Consider the following 19,343-nt stretch of genomic DNA (forward strand, 5'->3'; position numbering starts at 1 on the left):
CTTGCCGCCGCGATGCGGCTGGGCACCCGGGGGTATCGCGTCACGGTGCTGGACCGGCTGGACACGCCCGGCGGGCGTGGATCGGCCATCCATCAGGGTGGGCACCGTTTCGACCTCGGCCCGACGATCATCACCGTGCCGCAGGTGTTTCGCGATCTCTGGGCAGCCTGCGGGCGGCGTTTCGACGATGACGTTGACCTGCGTCCGCTCGATCCCTTCTACGAGATCCGCTGGCCGGACGGGGCGCGGTTTCGGGTTGGCCCGGACCCCGGGGCGATGCGGCAGGAAGTGGCGCGCCTCTCGCCCGACGACCTCGCGGGATACGCCCGGTTCCTGCGCGACAGTGAAGAACGCTACCGGATCGGGTTCGAGGACCTGGGCCGTCGCCCGATGCATCGGCTGGCCGACCTGATCCGCGTGCTGCCGACATTTGCGCGCCTGCGGGCGGATCGGTCGGTCTATGGCCACGCGGCGCGCTGCGTGCGGGACGAGAGGTTGCGCATGGCGCTGTCCTTTCATCCGCTCTTCATCGGTGGCGACCCTTGTCATGTAACTTCGATCTATGCGCTGGTGAACCATCTCGAATCCGCCTTCGGCGTGCATTACGCGATGGGGGGCGTGGCCCGGATCGCAGAGGCGATGGCCAATGTCGTGACAGGGCAGGGCGGGGTGATCCGCCAGCGGGCCGAGGTCGATGAAATCACGGTCGAGCGCGGGCGCGCCCGGGGCGTCAGGCTGACCGGGGGCGAGGAGGTGCCTGGGGATATCGTGGTCTCGAACGCCGATGCCGGGCACACTTACGACCATCTTCTGCGCGGCCATGGCCGACGCCGCTGGACCTCGCCGCGACTGCGCCGCACACGCTGGTCGATGAGCCTGTTTGTCTGGTACTTCGGCACCCGTGGTACGCGCGGCAAATGGCAGGACGTGGGTCACCACACGATCCTCAACGGTCCGCGCTACCGCGGGTTGCTGCGCGATATCTTCATCAAGGGCCACCTGGCCGAGGATATGAGCCTTTATGTCCATCGTCCCAGCATCCCCGATCCCGGTGTCGCCCCTGATGGCGGCGACACCTTTTACGCGCTCAGTCCCGTGCCGCACCTTGGTCACAAGACGCGTGTCGACTGGTCGAATATGGCTGGGCGCTACCGGGACCGCGTTCGCAAGGTGTTGGAACGGGAATTGCTGCCGGGGCTGTCCGAGCACCTGACCCAGTCGCTGGTCTTTACGCCAGAGACCTTCCGGGACCGGTATCTCAGCCCTCATGGCGCGGCCTTCTCGATAGAGCCGCGTATCCTGCAAAGCGCCTGGTTCCGCCCACACAACATCAGCGAAGAGGTGCAGGGCCTCTACCTGGTGGGCGCGGGCACGCATCCCGGTGCCGGTCTGCCGGGCGTTGTCGGCAGCGCCGAGATCCTGGACCAGTTGGTGCCTGATGCCCAAGCGGTGCCGAGCCTGCCGGTGGCGGCGGAATGATCGCGCCAGATGACATGGCCCATTGCGTCGAGGCGATCCGGCACGGGTCGCGGTCGTTCCATGCGGCATCGCGGCTCTTGCCGACCCGGGTGCGCGAGCCGGCTTTGGCGCTTTATGCCTTCTGCCGCCTGGCGGATGACGCGGTGGATTTGCAACTGGAAAAGGCGGATGCCGTCCTGCGCCTGCATGACAGGCTGGACCGGGCCTATGCGGGCCGCCCCCTCGATGCGCCCGCCGACCGCGCGTTTGCCGCCGTGATCGAGGATTTCGACATGCCGCGCGCCTTGCCGGATGCCCTGCTCGAGGGGCTGGCCTGGGATGCGATGGGCCGCCGCTATGCCACCCTGTCGGAGTTGCGCGCCTATTCGGCCCGTGTCGCCTCGGCCGTGGGGGCGATGATGTGCGTGCTGATGCGGGTACGCGACCGTGATGCGCTGGCCCGGGCCTGCGACCTGGGGGTCGCCATGCAGTTGACCAACATCGCACGCGACGTTGGCGAGGATGCGCGCGAGGGGCGGCTCTATTTGCCGACCGACTGGCTGCAGGGGGCGGGCGTCGACCCCGCCGACCTGTTGCGCAAGCCGCGTGCGTCGCCGGAACTGGCCTTGGTCCTGAAGCGCCTGCTGCGCGAAGCCGGGCAACTGTACCACCGGTCAGAGGCCGGGATTGCCGCGCTGCCTCTCTCGACGCGTCCGGGGATCTTTGCGGCGCGGTTCATCTATGCCGGGATCGGCGGCGCGGTGGTACGCAACGGGTATGACTCCATCACCCGGCGCGCCCGGACTACGGGGGCGCAAAAACTGGGTTGGCTGATGCTGTCGGGCCTGCGCGCGGGTCTGACGGTGGCGCTGCCGCGCTCGGCGGTGATCCATGCGCGCACGTTGCCGGAAACCGATTTCCTGGTGCGCGCCGCCGCCAAGGACGCCGCGCCGGACTGGAGCGAGAGCCTGCACGAGGCGCTGGTCGCGCTGAAAATGCAGGAACAAAACCGCCGCGCGCCGTTGATGGCGCCCATGCCCGCCGCTAGGTAGAAGAGCATGTTCTGGATAACCTTCCTGATCTTTCTCGCAGCCTGTTTCGCGGCGGGGGCCACCGGCGGAATGTTTCCGCCGGGCGACTGGTATCGGTCTCTGGACAAGCCGCGCTGGACGCCGCCGGATTGGGCCTTCCCGGTGGCCTGGACCACGCTCTATCTGCTGATGGCCTTTGCGGGTGCGCGGGTGGCCCTGGCACCGGACAATGGCCTTGCCCTGGCCTTCTGGTCTCTTCAGATCGCGCTCAACACCCTGTGGACGCCGGTCTTTTTCGGGCTGCGGCGGATGCGGGCAGGACTGGTGGTGCTCAGCGCGCTCTGGCTTGCGGTGGCGGCCTGCCTGGTTGCGCTCTGGCAGGTCGATGCCTGGGCGGGCCTGGCCTTTGTGCCGTATCTCTGCTGGGTCTCCGTGGCTTGGGCGCTGAACCTGTCGGTCTTGCGCCGCAACCCGGACGTGGCACCAGCCTGACCTGTTTCAGGTGTCTGGGCCGAAGGACCAGCGCGCCCTGCGCGGGACGCGCAGCGCCAGCATCGGCTTGACCAGCGCAGACCGAAAACGGCGCAGGTCCAGTGCCTCGTGGACGCCGGTCGTCTCCGTCCCGTCCAGCCGGGTCGTCACCATGCTGCGGCTGTAAAAGGGCGCGTCCAGCATGTTCTGTACCTGCCGCGGCGCTTGACCGGGGTCGGCCCGCGTCTGCCGCGCCACCTGCCAGAGCGAGCGTCGCAACCGCGCCGGGGGCGGCGGTGTCACCGACCGGGCCGGGCCCTCCGCGTCAAAGCAGATCGCCGTGGCCAGCGAACTCCCGTCCCGTCGCCGGGCGTCGTAGAAACAGGTGCTGCCCGAGCCGGTGGGAAAGCGCCCCCACGTCCAGTTGTCGAAATCCTCTTCCAGCGCCCGGGTACCGAAATTGCCATCGAAATAGCCATGCCCCTGCCAGCGCCAGCCGGGTGCGTCCAGGTCGACGTCGATGTGGCAGGTCGGCGCGAAGGGCCGCCAGACATGCGCCCCGTCCGGCGTCAGGGGCAGTTCGACCTGCGTCAGGGCCGAGGGCGTCACCGTGATGCGCCCGCGCAGGCGCCCGAACAGGGGGGGCGCGCCGCGCTCGTCGACACGGATGTCCAACTGGCCGTCCTGCCAGTGCAGCGAGGACGGGCCGATGGTCAGGCTTTGTGGCGTTTGCCGCAGCGCGCCGCGCCCCCTGTCCGTCATGGCAAAGCGCCCGCCCGGTCCATAGGTGGCGACGTTCAGACAGATATGATTCTCTGGGTCGCGCCGCCCGGACCAGGCGTACCAGGGCGAAAACACCGAACCTATGAAGGCGATGACGCTGACCGCCCGCCCGCCGCCGTCGCGGATGCCGTCGACGTACCACCAGGCGTAGCCGTTCGGGGGGACGGCAAGGGCGAAGTTCGGTCGCACAAGATCGCCTCGGCCGCGTGCCGGGCGGAGAGCATGGCCATCGGGACACCCGCCCCCGGATGCGCCCCGCCGCCCGCCAGGTAGAGCCCCGGCACCGGGCTGCGGGCCTTCGGTCTCTGAAAGGCGGCCATCAGCGCCTCCGGGCTCTGCCCGTAGAGTGCGCCTTGCGAGGCGGGAAACAGGCTCTCGAACCCCGTCGGGGTGGTCAGGCTTTGCGCGTCCGGCATCGGGGCAAAGTGCAGCCCCGCCCTGGTCAGGGTGTCGAAACAACGGGTGCGGCATTGGTCTGGCTCCTGGTCGGGGGCGGGAAGCGGCGGGGCGTTCGCGATGATCTCGAACCGTTCGAGATCCGGTGGCGGTGCAAGTCCGCCCCGGTCCATCGCGCAGATGTACAGCGTGGGATCCGCGACCAGCGTCCCACGCGACAGGGCGTCGAATTCAGGTTTCGGATCGGCGCGAAAGAAGACGTTGTGATGGGCCAGCTCCACCCCCCGGGCCCGTGCCGCGAAAGCCCAGACCTGGGCCGACAGGCTGCGTTGGCGTTTGCCGCTCTGGCCGCCCGCGGGAACAGCCTCCGGACCCAGGGCGCCGATTGCCAGCGCCCGGGGGTCGCCGTTGAACAGGACACGCTTTGCCCGCAGCGTTCTGCCATCTGCGAGGGTGACGCCCCGCGCGCGGCCACCGGTGATGTCGATCCGGGCCACATGGGCGTTGTGGAAAAACCGTGCCGCGCGCGTGCGCGCGATCCCTTCCAGCGCCTGGGCCAGCCGGTGCATCCCGCCCGCGATTTTCCAGACGCCCGCGAATTCCGCCTGCCAGATCAGCGACAGCAGGGCAGGGGCGCGATAGGGCGAGGCGCCGACATAGGTGGCATAGCGCCCGAACAGCTGCGCCAGACGCGGATCGTCGAATGTCCTCACCAGAAGCGAGGCCAGGCTGCGATGCGGGGCCATGTGGCGCAAAAGGCCGGGCGCGCGCAGGGTTCGGCCCGCGAGCGCGGCCAGCGAGGGATCAGGTGCCTGCATCACCGGGCCGTCAAAGGCCTCGAACAGGGCGCGCGCCCTGTCGCAGAAGGCGCGGAACTGCGCCACGGCGGGGGCGCCGCCGAAGGCGCGCAGCGCCTCCAGGTTATCCGGTTCGCTGTCGAAGAGGTCCAGCCGCGACCCGTCCGGCCAGAAGTGCCGCGCGATCAGGGGTTGGCGGATCAGCTCCAGGTGCGCATCCAGCCGCTCGTCCAGGCTGGTGAACAGGTTGTCGAGCACGGGACGCAAGGTCAGAACGGTTGGGCCCGCGTCCACCGGCCCGGCGGGCGAGGGCAGGCAGCGCATCTTGCCGCCGGAACGCTGGGCGCGTTCGACCACCGTGATCCGAAGGCCGGCGTGGGCCAGCCGCGCGGCGGCGGCCAGCCCACCGATCCCGGCGCCGACGATAAGGACGTCGCACCCCTGATGCGTGCTGAACCCGGAAGGTGTCATGCGGCAATTATTGACTCGGCGCTCCGATGTGTCCAATGTAATTTACACAATGAATGTAATTTCAATATTACATGCTGGAGGTGACCCATGCCCATGACCGCACGGATCGAAAGGGCGATAGCCCGGGCGCTGGCGCTGTCGCAAGGGGGGGCGGCCCCGGCGAAACTGGCCTCTGCCTTGCCGTATGCCACACAGCCCGGTGGCGCACGCATCCGCCCGACGATCCTCTTGTCGGTGGCGACCTCCTGTGGCGATGACCGACCCGCGCTGGCCGATGCCGCCGCGGCCGCGCTGGAACTGATCCATTGCGCCAGCCTGGTGCATGACGATCTGCCCTGTTTCGACGACGCGGACCTGCGGCGCGGCAAACCGTCGGTGCATCGCGCCTATTCCGAGCCGCTGGCGGTGCTGACCGGCGATAGCCTCATCATCCTGGCCTTCGAGGTGCTGGCGCAGGCGACGGTGGATCATCCCGACCGGGGTGCGCAGTTGCTCCTGGCGCTCAGCCGGCGCACTGGGATGCCCGATGGCATCTGCGCCGGGCAGGGATGGGAAAGCGAGGCAGAGATCGACCTTGGCGCCTATCACCGCTCCAAAACGGCGGCGCTGTTCATCGCGGCGACCGAAATGGGGGCCATCGCGGCGGGCCATGCCCCCGAAGAATGGCTGGACCTGGGCGCCCTCATCGGTGAGGCCTTCCAGGTGGCCGACGATCTGCGCGATGCCCTGCTGGACGAAGAGTCGCTGGGCAAGCCGGTAGGGCAGGATGACCGGCACGGTCGGCCCAACGCGGTCTGCGAAATGGGCATCGGCGGGGCGGTCGATCACCTCTCCAAGATCCTCGCGGCGGCCATCGCCTCGATCCCCTCCTGCCCGGGGGAGGCCATGTTGGCGCAGATGGTCAGCCACCAGGCGGACAAGATCATGCCGGCCGTGCCCGCGCGCTACCGGGCCTGAGCGGGTGGTGGCCTCCGCCGACCAGCCCGGCCCGCGCCGCAGGCGTCGCGGCGGCTGGCTGGCGCGGCTGGTGTCGCGCCCCGGCGTGCAGGACTGGGCGGTGCGGCTGCCTTTCGGGGCTCGTCTTGCCCGGCGTGATGGGGCAGAGATCTTCGACATATTGCAAGGGTTCGTATCGGCCCAGGTGCTGGCCGCCCTTGTCGAGCTTGGCGTGCTGGAGCGCCTTCTGGACGGTGCCCAACCGCCCGATGTGCTGGGGGCAGAGACCGGCATCGCAGCGGACCGCATGGCGGCGCTGCTGCAGGCGGGGGCGGCGCTGGGCCTGTTGCGGCGGCGGCGGGATGGCGCCTTTGGTCTCGCCCGCAAGGGGGCGGCGATCCTTGGCGTTCCCGGCCTGACCGGAATGATCCGTCACAACCGCGCCTTCTATGCCGACATGGCCGACCCGGTGGCGCTCTTGCGGGGGGAGGCTGAGACGCAGATGGCGCGATTCTGGCCCTATGTCCTCGGCCAGACCGGGGAAATCCCGGCCGAGGTCGCGGCGCGCTATTCCGATCTCATGGCCCGCTCGCAGCGTTTGGTTGCGCAGGACACCCTGCGGGCGGTTTCATTGAAAGCTGTCTCGCGGCTGATGGATGTGGGCGGCGGGGCCGGGGTTTTCCTGGCCGAAGCCCTGCGGCGCCATCGCGGTCTGAGGGGGGTGTTGTTCGATCTGCCGGGGGTCATGCCGCTGGCAGAGGCGGAACTGACCCGTGCCGGCCTGGCGAACCGAGTCGCCCTGGCGCCCGGCAGTTTCCGAGAGAACGCGCTGCCCCGGGGGGCGGATGCCATTTCCTTGGTGCGGGTTCTCTACGACCACGACGACACGACCGTGCGTGCCCTGCTGGCCTCCGTGCTGGAAACTCTGCCACCCGGCGGGCGCCTGATCGTGTCGGAACCGATGTCGGGGGGTGTGCGGCCGGATCGGGCGACGGATGTTTATTTTTCCTTTTACACCATGTCGATGGGTGCCGGGCGGGTCCGCTCTGCCGGTCGCATCGCCGCCCTGTGCAGGGAGGCCGGGTTCGATGGCATCGAGGGGCCATACTCGGCGCGTCCCTACATCACCTCTGTCCTCGTGGCACGGCGTCCTGACAATCAGGGGTGTAAAGTTTAATTGACACATATTTGCGTCGTGTTACCCTGACTTCCGAGAACGGCCGCGACGGCGACGCCCGCCGCGCGGATGAAAAAAAGGGGGAGGGGCGAACATGCAGACACGCGCTGTCCTTCTGAACAGTCCAAGGGATCTTTCCCTGGAACAACTCGACCTCAAGGTGCCCGGCGCGGGCGACATCGTGGTCGAGATCGCGCATTCGGGGATTTCCACCGGCACCGAAAAACTGTTCTGGTCCGGCGCCATGCCGCCCTTTCCGGGCATGGGCTATCCGCTGGTGCCCGGCTACGAGGCCGCAGGAGAAGTGGTCGAAACCGCGTCCGGCACCGGTTTTCGCCCCGGCGACCGGGTCTTTGTGCCCGGGGCCGATTGTTTCGACGGAGCCTATGGCCTGTTCGGTGGGGCGGCGGGCGTGCTGGTCACCGACGCCGCGCGGGTCACGCGCATAGATCCCGCCCTGGGGGCCGAAGGCGCCTTGCTGGCGCTGGCCGCCACCGCGCGGCACGCGATGGCGGGCCTGGAAAAGCGGATGCCCGAGCTGATCGTCGGTCACGGGGTCCTTGGCCGCCTGCTGGCGCGCCTGACCGTGGCGGCCGGTGCCCCGGCGCCCATCGTCTGGGAGTGCCAGGCCAATCGTCTTCAGGGCGCCGAGGGCTATGAGGTCATAGCGCCCGAGGACGATCCCCGCCGCGACTACAGCGCGATATACGACGCTTCCGGCAATGCCGCGATCCTCGACGAGCTGATCGGACGCCTTGCGAAGGGCGGCGAGATTGTCCTGGCCGGGTTCTATCCTGACGGCCTGCACTTTGCCTTTCCGCCCGCCTTCATGCGCGAGGCCCGCCTGAGGGTCGCCGCGGAATGGCAGCGCGAGGACCTCGTCGCCGTGCGCGCCCTCGTGGAAAGCGGCGCGCTGTCTCTGGCCGGGCTGATCTCTCATGCGGTGCCGGCCGAGCGGGCCGCCGGGGCTTACCGGACCGCCTTCGAGGACCCGGCCTGCCTGAAAATGATACTCAACTGGAAGGAAGCAGCGTGAAGGACGACGTGCAGAAAAACACCGAGACCGACGTGCCCGACCTCAAGACCTTCGACCAGAGGCTGCGCGACGAGGCGCAGGAGGACCTGGCCGACCTGATCACCGAGGAACCGACCAGAAAGACCCAGATCATAGCGATCTACGGCAAGGGCGGCATCGGCAAGTCCTTCACCCTGGCCAATCTCAGCCACATGATGGCCGAACAGGGCAAGCGCGTGCTGCTGATCGGGTGCGATCCGAAATCGGACACGACCTCACTGCTCTTTGGCGGCAAGGCATGCCCGACGATCATCGAGACCTCGACCAAGAAAAAGCTGGCCGGTGAAGAGGTCCAGATCGGCGATGTCTGTTTCAAGCGCGGCGGTGTCTTCGCGATGGAACTGGGCGGCCCCGAGGTGGGGCGCGGCTGTGGCGGACGCGGCATCATCCACGGGTTCGAACTGCTGGAAAAGCTGGGGTTCCACGACTGGGACTTCGACTATGTCCTGCTGGATTTCCTGGGCGATGTCGTCTGCGGCGGTTTCGGCCTGCCGATCGCGCGGGACATGGCGCAGAAGGTGATCCTCGTCGCCTCGAACGACCTGCAATCGCTTTATGTCGCCAACAACGTCTGCTCGGCGGTGGAATACTTCCGCAAGCTGGGCGGCAACGTCGGCGTGGCGGGCCTGGTCGTCAACAAGGACGATCTCTCGGGCGAGGCGCAGGCCTTTGCCAGGGCGGTGGACATCCCGGTGCTGGCGGCGATCCCGCAGGACGACGACCTGCGCAAGAAATCCGCGAACTACCAGATCGTCGGCACGGCACAAAGCCAATGGGGCGAGCTGTTCGCCGGCCTGTCTCAGGCGGTCTCGGACGCGCCGCCGGTACGGCCCGCGCCGCTGGATCAGGACGCCCTGCTGGCGCTCTTCGACGGTTCGGACACCGGGGCGGGCGTGACGCTGGTCCCTGCCACCGATGCCGACATGCGCGGCAAGAACGCCAAGCCGGTGGAGTCGCTGGAGGTGATCTATGACGACGCCTGAACCAACCAGCCCGGGGGGCGACGGTTGCCATTCCGCCGCCGACCTGGACCGGGCCGCGCGCAGCGCCGGTCAAAGCGAGTTGCTGGATCAATACGCCCGCGACTACCCGCAAGGCCCCCATGACAAACCGCAAAGCATGTGTCCGGCCTTCGGCTCGTTGCGCGTGGGGCTGCGGATGAAACGGGTGGCCACGGTTCTGTCCGGGTCGGCCTGCTGTGTCTACGGGTTGACCTTCGTGTCGCATTTCTACGGGGCGCGGAGGTCGGTGGGCTACGTGCCTTTCGATTCCGAAAGCCTGGTGACCGGCAAGCTGTTCGAGGACATCCGCGAGGCGGTGCACAAGCTTGCCGATCCGGACCGTTTCGACGCCATCGTGGTCACGAACCTCTGTGTGCCGACCGCTTCCGGCGTGCCGCTGCGGCTGCTTCCGGACGAGATCGACGGTGTGCGCATCGTGGGCATCGACGTGCCGGGCTTCGGCATTCCCACCCATGCCGAGGCCAAGGACGTGCTGGCGGGCGCGATGCTCAACTATGCCCGTCGCGAGGTCGAGGCCGGGCCGGTGGCGGCGCCCGAGGGCGGCGTATCCGACCTGCCCACCGTGACCCTGCTGGGAGAAATGTTTCCCGCCGATCCGATGATGATTGGCGCGATGCTGGCACCGATGGGACTGGCCGCCGGACCCGTGGTGCCGTGCCGAGAGTGGCGCGAGCTGTACGCGGCTCTGGACTGTGGCGCCGTCGCCGCCATCCATCCCTTTTATACCGCCGCCGTGCGCGAGTTCCAGGCCGCCGGTCGCCCGATCGTGGGCAGCGGGCCCGTGGGCCATGACGGCACGGCCGCCTGGCTGGCCAGCATCGGCGAGGCCTTTGGTCTGTCAACGAACAGGGTGGCCGCCGCACAGAATGCCTTTTTGCCCGCGATCCTGGGGGCGCTGGAGGCGGCCCCGGTCAAGGGGCGGATCACGCTGTCGGGCTACGAGGGCAGCGAACTGCTGGTGGCACGCCTGCTGATCGAAAGCGGCGCCGAGGTGCCTTATGTCGGGACCGCCTGCGCGAAATCCCCCTGGTCCGCGGCAGATGCCGAATGGCTGCGCGCCCGGGGCGTGTCGGTGAGGTTCCGCGCCTCGCTGGAGGACGACCTGGCCGCGATGGAAGGGCTGCGCCCGGACCTCGCCATCGGCACGACGCCGGTGGTGCAAAAGGCCAAGGCGCTGGGCATTCCCGCGCTATACTTCACCAACCTGATCTCGGCCCGGCCCCTAATGGGACCGGCGGGGGCGGGCAGCCTGGCCGAGGTCGTGAATGCGGCCATCGGCAACAAGCCCCGCATGGACCGGATGAAGGCCTTTTTCGAAGGCGTCGGCGAAGGCGATACCGCGGGGGTCTGGGAGGGCGCGCCCAACCTGCGCCCGGATTTCCGCGCGCTGAACCTCAAGAAACTGGAAAAGAAGGCCCGCGCCGCCAAGGCGGAGCAGATGATATGAGGGGGGGGACCTTTCATATCCGGCCGCCTCTACGCCCTGTTGCCAGCCGGGGAGGTGTCCCATGCTGATTCAGGATCACGACAGGGCCGGGGGGTACTGGGGCGCGGTCTATGCGTTCTGTGCCGTCAAGGGCCTGCAGGTCATCATCGACGGCCCCGTGGGCTGCGAGAACCTGCCCGTCACCTCCGTCCTGCACTACACCGATGCGCTGCCGCCGCATGAACTGCCCATCGTGGTCAGCGGGCTGGGCGAAGAGGAACTGGGCCGTGACGGCACAGAGGGCGCGATGAAACGTGCCTGGGGTACGCTGGATCCGGCGCTGCCCGCCGTGGTCGTCACCGGCTCGATCGCCGAGATGATCGGCGGCGGGGTCACGCCGCAGGGTACCAGCATCCAGCGCTTCCTGCCGCGCACCATCGACGAGGACCAGTGGCAGGCCGCCGACCGGGCGATGACCTGGCTGTTCACCGAATTCGGCATGACCAAGGGGCGGATGCCCAAAGAGAAAAAGCGCGAGCAATGGGCGCCACCCCGGGTCAATATCCTTGGCCCCATGTACGGCGCCTTCAACATGCCCAGCGACCTGGCCGAGATCCGTCGCCTCGTTGAGGGGATCGGCGCAGAGGTCAACATGGTGATGCCCATGGGGGCCCACCTGGCCGAGATGCGCAACCTGGTGAATGCCGACGCCAACGTCGTCATGTACCGTGAATACGGGCGCGGCCTGGCCGAGGTGCTGGGCAAACCCTACCTGCAGGCCCCCATCGGGGTCGAAAGCACGACGCTGTTCCTGCGCAAGCTGGGTGAGCTGCTGGAGCTCGATCCCGAACCCTTCATCGAGCGCGAGAAACACTCGACCATAAAGCCGGTCTGGGACCTCTGGCGATCGGTCACGCAGGATTTCTTTGCCACCGCGACTTTCGGCATCGTCGCCGGTGAGACCTATGCCCGCGGCATCCGCCAGTACCTGGAGGGCGACCTGGGCTTGCCCTGCGCCTTTGCCGTTTCGCGTTGCGCGGGGAAAAAGACCGACAACGACGCGATCCGCGCCATGATCGCCCGCGACCGGCCACTGGTGCTGCTGGGGTCGATCAACGAGAAGATGTACATGGCAGAGCTGAAGTCCGGTTACGGACCCAGCCCCGCCTTCATCCCGGCCAGCTTTCCCGGCGCCGCGATCCGCCGCGCCACCGGCACGCCGATGATGGGCTACGCCGGGGCCACCTACCTGTTGCAGGAGGTCTGCAACGGCCTGTTCGACGCGCTGTTCCACATCCTGCCGCTGGGCTCCGAGATGGACGCCGCACAGGCGACACCGACACCGCTGCGCCGAAACCTGCCCTGGGACAAGGATGCCAGCCGCGCGCTGGACCGCCTTGTGGCCGCGCATCCGGTACTGACACGCATTTCCGCGGCCAAGACGCTGCGCGACGCCGCCGAGGAGGACGCACAGCGCGCGGGCGCCGAGCGCGTGGCCCTGGCCGCCGTCGAGAGAGTTTCCGGCCTAGCCGGCCCATTCCAAGAGGAGGACTGACCGATGACCGACGTCACATCCAGCAGCCTGGGACAGACGCATGTCAGGCGCCGGCGCCGGGCCGAGTTCCACGTCTATTTCACCCTGATCTTCCTGCTTGCGCTGCCCTCGGAAACGATCGGCTGGGCGCGGGCGGTGATCCGCCAGAGGTCGCTGAACCTGCACGGCCCGCTGGCCCGCGCCTGGCGCGAGGCGGACCGGATCACGCCGATGATCTTCTCGGTCTGACCCACAGGGGCAGCCACCGAGATCCGACCTGACTGCCCGTCACGGGCGGACAGACCCCCTGAGGGACCGTGAAGGCCCCAAGGGACCCGGCCGCGGGGTTCGCGGCGTCAGCATAGCGTTCCGGAGGAAAGTTTATGGCTGATCAAAACGACCTGTCCTTCACAGGTCTCACCGACGAGCAGGCCCAGGAACTGCATTCCGTCTACATGAGCGGCCTCTGGCTGTTCGCGGCGGTCGCAGTGGTTGCCCACCTGGCAACCTACATCTGGGCCCCCTGGTTCTAGGAAAGGATATGGACGTGTCCAAGTTCTACAAGATTTGGCTCATCTTCGATCCTCGCCGCGTGTTCGTCGCGCAAGGCGTCTTCCTGTTCCTGTTGGCCGTCATGATCCACCTCGTGGTTCTGTCGAACGGCGTCAACTGGTTCGAGAACGCGGCCGCATCGCGTGCCGCGGCCGATGAGTGACCAGGGGACAATCGTCCCATGAAAGCGTTGCGGGCGGCCGGCCCGCCCGCAGCGAACGCGCACCTCACACCTTAACGACGGCTTGAGATCTGATCGAACGGGCCGCCAAAAGCGGGGAAATACGATGGCGTTGCTCAGCTTCGAGAAAAAGTACCGCGTCCGCGGGGGGACGCTGATCGGCGGGGATCTCTTCGATTTCTGGGTCGGCCCCTTCTATGTCGGTTTCTTCGGTGTCACGACGGCCTTCTTTGCGGCCCTCGGCACCATCCTGATCTTCTGGGGGGCGGCCCACCAGGGCACCTTCAACCCCTGGCTCATCAACATCGCACCGCCCGACCTGTCCTACGGGCTGGGGGCAGCGCCCCTGATGGAAGGGGGGCTGTGGCAGATCATAACGATCTGTGCCACCGGCGCCTTCATCAGCTGGGCCCTTCGCGAGGTCGAGATCTGCCGCAAGCTGGGGATGGGCTATCATGTGCCCTTCGCCTTCGGCTTTGCCATTCTGGCCTATGTCACGCTGGTGATCTTTCGTCCGGTGCTGATGGGCGCCTGGGGGCATGGCTTTCCCTATGGCATCTTCAGTCACCTCGACTGGGTCAGCAACACCGGCTACGCCTACCTGCATTTCCACTACAATCCCGCGCACATGCTGGCGGTCAGCCTGTTCTTCGGCACCACCCTGGCCCTGGCGCTGCATGGCGGGCTGATCCTCTCGGCGGCCAATCCCGAGAAGGGCGAGGAGATGAAGACGCCGGATCACGAGGACAGCTTCTTCCGTGACTTCATCGGCTACTCGATCGGCACGCTGGGCATTCACCGGCTGGGCTTCCTGCTGGCGATCAACGCGGTCTTCTTCTCGGCGGTCTGCATCATCATCTCGGGGCCGGTCTGGACCAGCGGCTGGCCGGAATGGTGGAACTGGTGGCTCGATCTGCCGATCTGGCCCTCTCAGGCGGGAATGTGATCATGAGCGAATATCAGAACATCTTCACCCAGGTTCAGGTCGAAGGGCCGGCCGAATGGGGCATGGATAACGAGAACGACCTTGCCTCAGAACGTATCGTCCCCCCCGGTTTCAGCCGCCTCGTCGGCTGGGTGGGCAACGCCCAGCTGGGGCCGATCTATCTGGGCTGGACCGGGATGATCAGCCTGGCCACCGGCGCGCTGGCGATCTTCATCATCGGGCTCAACATGCTGGCGCAGGTCGGGTGGTCGATCCCAGAGTTCCTGCGCCAGGGATTCTGGCTGGCGCTGGAGCCGCCCAGCCCGGAATACGGGCTGACCATCCCGCCGCTGAACGACGGCGGCTGGTACATCATCGCCTCGCTGTTCCTGCTGGTTGCGGTCTGTACCTGGTGGTTGCGCACCTACCTGCTGGCCGAACAGCACAAGATGGGCAAACACGTCGCCTGGGCCTTTGCCAGCGCGATCTGGCTGTTCCTGGTGCTGGGCCTGTTCCGGCCGATCCTGATGGGATCCTGGTCCGAGGCGGTGCCCTACGGGATCTTCCCGCACCTCGACTGGACCACCGCGTTCAGCATCCGCTACGGCAACCTCTACTACAATCCGTTCCACTGTCTCTCGATCGTCTTCCTTTACGGTTCGGTGCTGCTCTTCGCGATGCACGGCGCAACGATCCTCGCGGTCAGCCGGTTCGGCGGCGACCGCGAGCTGGAACAGATCGTCGACCGGGGCACCGCCTCGGAACGGGCGGCGCTGTTCTGGCGCTGGACGATGGGGTTCAACGCGACGATGGAGGGCATTCACCGCTGGGCCTGGTGGTTTGCTGTGCTGACCCCGATCACCGGCGGCATCGGCATCCTGCTGACGGGAACGGTCGTCGACAACTGGTTCATCTGGGCGCAGGAACACCATTTCGCGCCGATGTATGACGGCAGCTATGGCTACGAGGCCTACGGGACCTACGAAGCCTTCATCGGACGGGAGTGAGCGCGATGTTCAAATGGTTTGACAAATGGAACCGCGAGCACCCCACCGATATAGAACGCCCGGCGATCCTGACCGGCGTGGCGGGCGCGGTGGTGGTGGCCGTGGTTGCCGTGATGGCGCTGGGCCAGCCATACAAGACCGACAGCCTGCAGACCGGCCCGCGCGGCAACGGCATGTCGGTGCCCGAGTTCGTATCCGACCTCGCCGTGCCTGACCCGGCCATCGCCGAGCTGTTCGATGACCCGCCCTATGTCCCCGAAGAGGGCGAGGAACTGGCGGGCGACATCTACCAGAACGTCCAGATCCTGGGCGATCTGACCGACGCCAACTTCAACCGGTTGATGGCGGCGATGACCCGATGGGTCGCGCCAGAGCAGGGCTGTGCCTATTGCCACGGCGACGGCGATCTCGAAACCTACGGCGAGGACAATCTATACACCAAGGTCGTCTCGCGCCGGATGATCGAGATGACCCGCAACATCAACGAGAACTGGGACGTGCATGTGAACGCCAACAAGCAGGTCGGCGTCACCTGCATGACCTGTCACCGGGGCCAGAACGTGCCCAGCGACATCTGGTTCAAGATGGGCGAGGTCAACATGGCCGCCGCCGGCTGGTCGGCAGTGCAGAACCGGGCGACGCCGCTTAGTTCCTACACCTCGCTGCCCTCCGACGCGCTGGAGAAATACCTGCTGGACGGTGACCTCATCGGCGTGCACGACCTCGAAAGCCGCGTCGCCGCGCGACCGGGGGACGAGGGCGTGCCAACGATCCAGGACGCGGAACGCACCTATGCGTTGATGAACTACGTCGCCAACTCGCTGGGGGTGAACTGCACCTTCTGCCACAACACCCGCGCCTTCTACGACGGAGGGCAGGTGACGCCGCAATGGGCGACCGAAAGCCTGGGCATCCAGATGGTGCTGGAACTGAACAACGACTACCTGGTGCCGCTGGCCGAGGTCCTGCCCGAGGACCGGCTGGGACCGGTGGCGGGGGACGCACCCAAGGTCGCCTGCCGTACCTGTCACAAGGGCTATCAGCAGCCTCTGCAGGGCACCAACGTGATTGCCGACTGGCCCGAACTGGCGACCTCTGACGCGCCGGACTACGGCCAGTGAACCCCGGGGCGGGGCGGCGCTGCGTCGCCCCGGTCCTTTCGTCCGGCCTGCCGCGCCGTCTGCATCCCCGTGGTGGCGCCATGCCGGACCAGCGACAGGAGCGCGCCATGACCCTTGCCGACAACCCCCACACACCGCTGCTGGACCGGGTGGCCGGTCCGTCTGACCTGCGCCGGATGCCCGACACGGATCTCGCCGCGCTGGCGGACGAGTTGCGGACCGAGGTGATCTCGGCCGTGTCGCAGACCGGCGGGCATCTCGGGTCCTCGCTGGGTGTGGTCGAGCTGAGCGTGGCGATCCACGCGGTCTTTGACACGCCAAAGGACAAGCTGATCTGGGACGTGGGCCACCAGTGCTACCCGCACAAGATCCTGACCGGGCGCCGCGACCGCATCCGCACCCTGCGCCAGAAGGACGGGCTGTCGGGTTTCACCAAGCGCACGGAATCCGAACATGACCCCTTTGGTGCGGCGCATAGCTCGACCTCGATCAGCGCGGCCCTCGGGTTCGCGGTGGGCCGCGACATGGGCCGGCCCACGGGTGACGCCATCGCCGTGATCGGCGACGGGGCGATCAGCGCCGGTATGGCCTTTGAGGCCCTGAACAACGCCGGCGCCGCGGGGCGGCGGCTGTTCGTGATCCTCAATGACAACGAGATGAGTATCGCGCCCCCGGTTGGGGCCATGTCGTCCTACCTCAGCCGCATGTACGCCGCCGAACCGGTGGCGCGGATGCGCTCGATGGTCGAGGGGATGGAGGCCGCCATGCCCGAACCGATGCGCAGCGGCGCCCGCCGCGCGCGCCAGCTGGTGACCGGGCTGGGCGGGTCTGGCACGCTTTTCGAGGAACTGGGATTCGACTATGTCGGGCCGATCGACGGTCACGACATGAGCCAGCTCTTGCCGGTGCTGCGCGCGGCGCGGGCGCGGGCGCGCGGCCCGGTCCTGATCCATTGCTGCACCGTCAAGGGCAAGGGCTATGCCCCCGCCGAAACCAGCGCCGACCGCGGGCATGGCGTGTCCAGGTTCGACCCCGCCACCGGGCCGCAAGCCGGCCCCGCCAAACCGGGCACCGCGCCCAGCTATACCAGCGTATTCGGCACGGCCCTGACGCAGGAGGCTGCGCGAGACGACCGGATCGTTGCCGTGACGGCAGCCATGCCCGATGGGACCGGCGTGTCCAGGATGGCGGCACGCTTTCCGAACCGGGTCTTCGACGTGGGCATCGCCGAACAGCATGGCGTGACCTTTGCCGCCGGCATGGCGGCCAGCGGGCTGCGCCCTTTCTGCGCGATCTACTCGACCTTCCTTCAGCGTGGCTATGATCAGGTGGTGCATGACGTCGCCCTGCAGAACCTGCCGGTGCGTTTTGCCATAGACCGGGCGGGCCTGGTGGGGGCGGATGGGGCCACTCATGCAGGGGCCTATGACATGGCCTACCTGTCGAACCTGCCGGGGTTCACCGTCATGGCCGCCGCCGACGAGGCCGAGCTGATGCACATGGTCGCCACCGCCGCCGCCCATGACGAAGGGCCCATCGCCTTTCGCTACCCGCGCGGTGCTGGCACTGGTGTCGCGCTTCCCGAACGGGGCGAAGTGCTGGAGATCGGGCGCGGCCGCGTGCTGGAAGAGGGCGAAGATATCGCGATCCTGTCCTGCGGAGCGCACCTGACGCAATGCCGAGAGGCCGCCGCCGCGCTGCGCGAGGCGGGCCATACCGTCACCCTGGCCGATGCCCGTTTCGTCAAGCCGCTCGACAGCGATCTTCTGCGCCGCCTCGCACTTGCCCACAGGGCGCTGGTGACGGTCGAGCAGGGGGCTGAGGGCGGGTTCGGTTGCGTCGTGCTGCACGCGCTGGCCCGGATGGGGCTGCTGGACAGTGGTCTTGCGATCCGGACCATCTGCCTGCCGGACCGGATCATCGAACAGGCCAGCCCGGACGAGATGTACGCAGACGCGGCGATGACCGCCGGTGACATTTTCCATGTCGCCCAGGGGGCGCTGGGCACCCGAGCCAAGGTGACGCCGCTGGCCCTGGCGCGCTGACCCGCGCAAACGAAAACGCCGCGCCCCCGGCGACCGGGGACGCGGCGATTTCTTGTCCAGCGATGTGTCAGTCGGCGCTGTCCTCGTCCAGCTCGGGTTCGGGCCCGACAGAGACCAGGTAGGCCCAGACGTTCGCCGCATCCTCGTCGCTGCGGGCGCGGAAGGTCATCTTGCCCCGGGCCGAGCTGTCGTCGAGGTAGTCCTTGAGGAAATCGGTGGCATTGCGGACGTAGGGCACGAAATGCTCTTCGTCCCAGGCAAGGCCTGCCTCTCCGGCGGCGACCATCGAGTCCGAGTAGTTGAAATCCTCGTAGGTGCCCGCCGTTCGTCCGGCGATGCCATACAGGTTGGGGCCGACCTTGCCGCCCTTCTGGATTTCATCGCCCTCGGGGGTGACGACCATGTGGCAGGCACGGCACTGCCGAAAGACCTTTTCCCCTTCCTCCGGATCGCCGGTCGCATGGCTTTCCGCCAGCACGGGGGGCGCGACCGCGCAGAAGGCGGTGGCTATCACAAGTGGTTTCATTCGTACTTCTCCCTTTCGGATGACGTAGTGCGGTTCTGCCGGGAAACGAGACCAGCCCTCAGGCGACCGCATGCGCGATGGCGCATTGTTTCCAGAGCACGGTGAGCGCCTCGACCAGGTGGTCGATGTCGGCGTCGGAATGCAGCGGGCCGGGGGTGAAGCGCAGGCGTTCGGTGCCCTTGGGCACGGTCGGATAGTTGATCGGCTGCACGTAGATCCCCCAGTCGCGCATCAGGATGTCTGCCAGCATCCGGCATTTGACCGGGTCCTTGATCATCACCGGGATGATGTGGCTGTCGTTGGCCAGGTGCGGGATGCCCCGCCGGTCCAGCGCCGCGCGCAGGCGCGCCACCTGGCGGCGCTGCTGCCGGCGCTCGGTGTCCGAGACCTTCAGATGCGCGATCGAGGC

20 protein-coding genes are annotated in these 19,343 nt (G+C 67.5%); 16 read left to right on the top strand and 4 right to left on the bottom strand.

What is annotated here, in order from left to right; genetic code table 11:
• The 3 genes from RBB42_RS26345 to tspO all read left to right on the top strand — a co-directional run.
• Positions 1–1,479, top strand: a 1,479-nt coding sequence (locus tag RBB42_RS26345) for a phytoene desaturase (protein ID WP_306043907.1), incomplete at its 5' end; no start/stop codon positions are given.
• Positions 1,476–2,510 (top strand): 15-cis-phytoene synthase, encoded by a 1,035-nt coding sequence (crtB, locus tag RBB42_RS26350; protein ID WP_305972202.1) that lies wholly within the window; start codon positions 1,476–1,478, stop codon positions 2,508–2,510. The genes RBB42_RS26345 and crtB, both read left to right, overlap by 4 nt.
• A gap of 6 nt (positions 2,511–2,516) precedes the next feature.
• A complete protein-coding gene (gene tspO, locus RBB42_RS26355) occupies positions 2,517–2,981 on the top strand; it encodes a tryptophan-rich sensory protein TspO (RefSeq protein ID WP_305972203.1) in 465 nt (154 codons plus the stop codon).
• A gap of 6 nt (positions 2,982–2,987) precedes the next feature.
• Here the strand turns inward: tspO and crtC are convergent, their stop codons facing one another.
• Positions 2,988–3,932 carry a carotenoid 1,2-hydratase gene (gene crtC, locus RBB42_RS26360; RefSeq protein WP_500862274.1) on the bottom strand — a complete coding sequence of 315 codons (945 nt, stop codon included), beginning with the start codon at positions 3,930–3,932 and terminating at the stop codon, positions 2,988–2,990.
• Positions 3,824–5,407 carry a 1-hydroxycarotenoid 3,4-desaturase CrtD gene (gene crtD / locus RBB42_RS26365; protein WP_306043405.1) on the bottom strand — a complete coding sequence of 528 codons (1,584 nt, stop codon included), beginning with the start codon at positions 5,405–5,407 and terminating at the stop codon, positions 3,824–3,826. Before crtD ends, crtC begins: the two co-directional genes overlap by 109 nt.
• An 87-nt stretch (positions 5,408–5,494) precedes the next feature.
• Here crtD and RBB42_RS26370 point away from each other — a divergent pair, with 87 nt between their 5' ends.
• The 13 genes from RBB42_RS26370 (at position 5,495) to dxs (ending at position 18,408) form a co-directional block, all read left to right on the top strand.
• The gene (locus RBB42_RS26370) at positions 5,495–6,364 is read left to right on the top strand and encodes a polyprenyl synthetase family protein (protein ID WP_305972477.1); all 870 of its coding nucleotides are present in this window, start codon (positions 5,495–5,497) and stop codon (positions 6,362–6,364) included.
• A 7-nt stretch (positions 6,365–6,371) separates the two neighbouring features.
• Positions 6,372–7,520, top strand: coding sequence for a methyltransferase (locus RBB42_RS26375; protein ID WP_305972476.1), 1,149 nt, complete (start codon positions 6,372–6,374; stop codon positions 7,518–7,520).
• 94 nt (positions 7,521–7,614) lie between these two features.
• Positions 7,615–8,556, top strand: a complete 942-nt coding sequence (bchC, locus tag RBB42_RS26380; RefSeq protein WP_305972475.1) for a chlorophyll synthesis pathway protein BchC — start codon at positions 7,615–7,617, stop codon at positions 8,554–8,556.
• Positions 8,557–8,564: 8 nt separating this feature from the next.
• Positions 8,565–9,578: a chlorophyllide a reductase iron protein subunit X gene (locus RBB42_RS26385; protein ID WP_500862275.1), complete on the top strand. Its 1,014-nt coding sequence runs from the start codon at positions 8,565–8,567 to the stop codon at positions 9,576–9,578.
• Positions 9,565–11,064: a chlorophyllide a reductase subunit Y gene (gene bchY / locus RBB42_RS26390; protein ID WP_305972473.1), complete on the top strand. Its 1,500-nt coding sequence runs from the start codon at positions 9,565–9,567 to the stop codon at positions 11,062–11,064. The genes RBB42_RS26385 and bchY overlap by 14 nt, the downstream gene beginning before the upstream one ends.
• A gap of 61 nt (positions 11,065–11,125) precedes the next feature.
• Complete coding sequence (bchZ, locus tag RBB42_RS26395) at positions 11,126–12,598, top strand: chlorophyllide a reductase subunit Z (RefSeq protein ID WP_305972472.1); 1,473 nt, start codon at positions 11,126–11,128, stop codon at positions 12,596–12,598.
• A gap of 3 nt (positions 12,599–12,601) precedes the next feature.
• Positions 12,602–12,826: a cytochrome PufQ gene (gene pufQ / locus RBB42_RS26400; RefSeq protein ID WP_043145765.1), complete on the top strand. Its 225-nt coding sequence runs from the start codon at positions 12,602–12,604 to the stop codon at positions 12,824–12,826.
• Positions 12,827–12,960: 134 nt separating this feature from the next.
• Positions 12,961–13,110 carry a light-harvesting antenna LH1, beta subunit gene (pufB, locus tag RBB42_RS26405; RefSeq protein WP_043145768.1) on the top strand — a complete coding sequence of 50 codons (150 nt, stop codon included), beginning with the start codon at positions 12,961–12,963 and terminating at the stop codon, positions 13,108–13,110.
• Between the two features lie 14 nt (positions 13,111–13,124).
• Positions 13,125–13,292 carry a light-harvesting antenna LH1, alpha subunit gene (gene pufA / locus RBB42_RS26410; protein ID WP_043145809.1) on the top strand — a complete coding sequence of 56 codons (168 nt, stop codon included), beginning with the start codon at positions 13,125–13,127 and terminating at the stop codon, positions 13,290–13,292.
• A 124-nt stretch (positions 13,293–13,416) separates the two neighbouring features.
• The gene (pufL, locus tag RBB42_RS26415) at positions 13,417–14,256 is read left to right on the top strand and encodes a photosynthetic reaction center subunit L (protein WP_305972471.1); all 840 of its coding nucleotides are present in this window, start codon (positions 13,417–13,419) and stop codon (positions 14,254–14,256) included.
• Between the two features lie 2 nt (positions 14,257–14,258).
• Positions 14,259–15,242: a photosynthetic reaction center subunit M gene (pufM, locus tag RBB42_RS26420; protein WP_305972470.1), complete on the top strand. Its 984-nt coding sequence runs from the start codon at positions 14,259–14,261 to the stop codon at positions 15,240–15,242.
• Positions 15,243–15,247: 5 nt separating this feature from the next.
• Positions 15,248–16,363, top strand: a complete 1,116-nt coding sequence (gene pufC, locus RBB42_RS26425) for a photosynthetic reaction center cytochrome PufC (RefSeq protein WP_305972469.1) — start codon at positions 15,248–15,250, stop codon at positions 16,361–16,363.
• 107 nt (positions 16,364–16,470) lie between these two features.
• Positions 16,471–18,408 carry a 1-deoxy-D-xylulose-5-phosphate synthase gene (dxs, locus tag RBB42_RS26430; protein WP_305972468.1) on the top strand — a complete coding sequence of 646 codons (1,938 nt, stop codon included), beginning with the start codon at positions 16,471–16,473 and terminating at the stop codon, positions 18,406–18,408.
• Positions 18,409–18,475: 67 nt separating this feature from the next.
• On the opposite strand, the gene RBB42_RS26435 is transcribed toward dxs, so the two are convergent.
• Positions 18,476–18,934, bottom strand: a complete 459-nt coding sequence (locus tag RBB42_RS26435) for a c-type cytochrome (protein WP_305972467.1) — start codon at positions 18,932–18,934, stop codon at positions 18,476–18,478.
• A 58-nt stretch (positions 18,935–18,992) separates the two neighbouring features.
• Positions 18,993–19,343: aminotransferase class I/II-fold pyridoxal phosphate-dependent enzyme (locus tag RBB42_RS26440; RefSeq protein ID WP_305972466.1), on the bottom strand; the 351-nt coding region annotated here is incomplete at its 5' end.

Source organism: Mameliella sp. MMSF_3455, from assembly GCF_030733205.1.
Lineage (GTDB): Bacteria > Pseudomonadota > Alphaproteobacteria > Rhodobacterales > Rhodobacteraceae > Antarctobacter.

Excerpts from the sequence above, each read along its gene's own strand:
- crtB (WP_305972202.1), top strand. The coding sequence starts at position 1,476 with ATGATCGCGCCAGATGACATGGCCCATTGCGTCGAGGCGATCCGGCAC.
- tspO (WP_305972203.1), top strand. The coding sequence starts at position 2,517 with ATGTTCTGGATAACCTTCCTGATCTTTCTCGCAGCCTGTTTCGCGGCG.
- crtD (WP_306043405.1), bottom strand. The coding sequence starts at position 5,407 with ATGACACCTTCCGGGTTCAGCACGCATCAGGGGTGCGACGTCCTTATC.
- RBB42_RS26370 (WP_305972477.1), top strand. The coding sequence starts at position 5,495 with ATGCCCATGACCGCACGGATCGAAAGGGCGATAGCCCGGGCGCTGGCG.
- bchC (WP_305972475.1), top strand. The coding sequence starts at position 7,615 with ATGCAGACACGCGCTGTCCTTCTGAACAGTCCAAGGGATCTTTCCCTG.
- bchY (WP_305972473.1), top strand. The coding sequence starts at position 9,565 with ATGACGACGCCTGAACCAACCAGCCCGGGGGGCGACGGTTGCCATTCC.
- bchZ (WP_305972472.1), top strand. The coding sequence starts at position 11,126 with ATGCTGATTCAGGATCACGACAGGGCCGGGGGGTACTGGGGCGCGGTC.
- pufQ (WP_043145765.1), top strand. The coding sequence starts at position 12,602 with ATGACCGACGTCACATCCAGCAGCCTGGGACAGACGCATGTCAGGCGC.
- pufB (WP_043145768.1), top strand. The coding sequence starts at position 12,961 with ATGGCTGATCAAAACGACCTGTCCTTCACAGGTCTCACCGACGAGCAG.
- pufL (WP_305972471.1), top strand. The coding sequence starts at position 13,417 with ATGGCGTTGCTCAGCTTCGAGAAAAAGTACCGCGTCCGCGGGGGGACG.
- pufM (WP_305972470.1), top strand. The coding sequence starts at position 14,259 with ATGAGCGAATATCAGAACATCTTCACCCAGGTTCAGGTCGAAGGGCCG.
- pufC (WP_305972469.1), top strand. The coding sequence starts at position 15,248 with ATGTTCAAATGGTTTGACAAATGGAACCGCGAGCACCCCACCGATATA.
- dxs (WP_305972468.1), top strand. The coding sequence starts at position 16,471 with ATGACCCTTGCCGACAACCCCCACACACCGCTGCTGGACCGGGTGGCC.
- RBB42_RS26435 (WP_305972467.1), bottom strand. The coding sequence starts at position 18,934 with ATGAAACCACTTGTGATAGCCACCGCCTTCTGCGCGGTCGCGCCCCCC.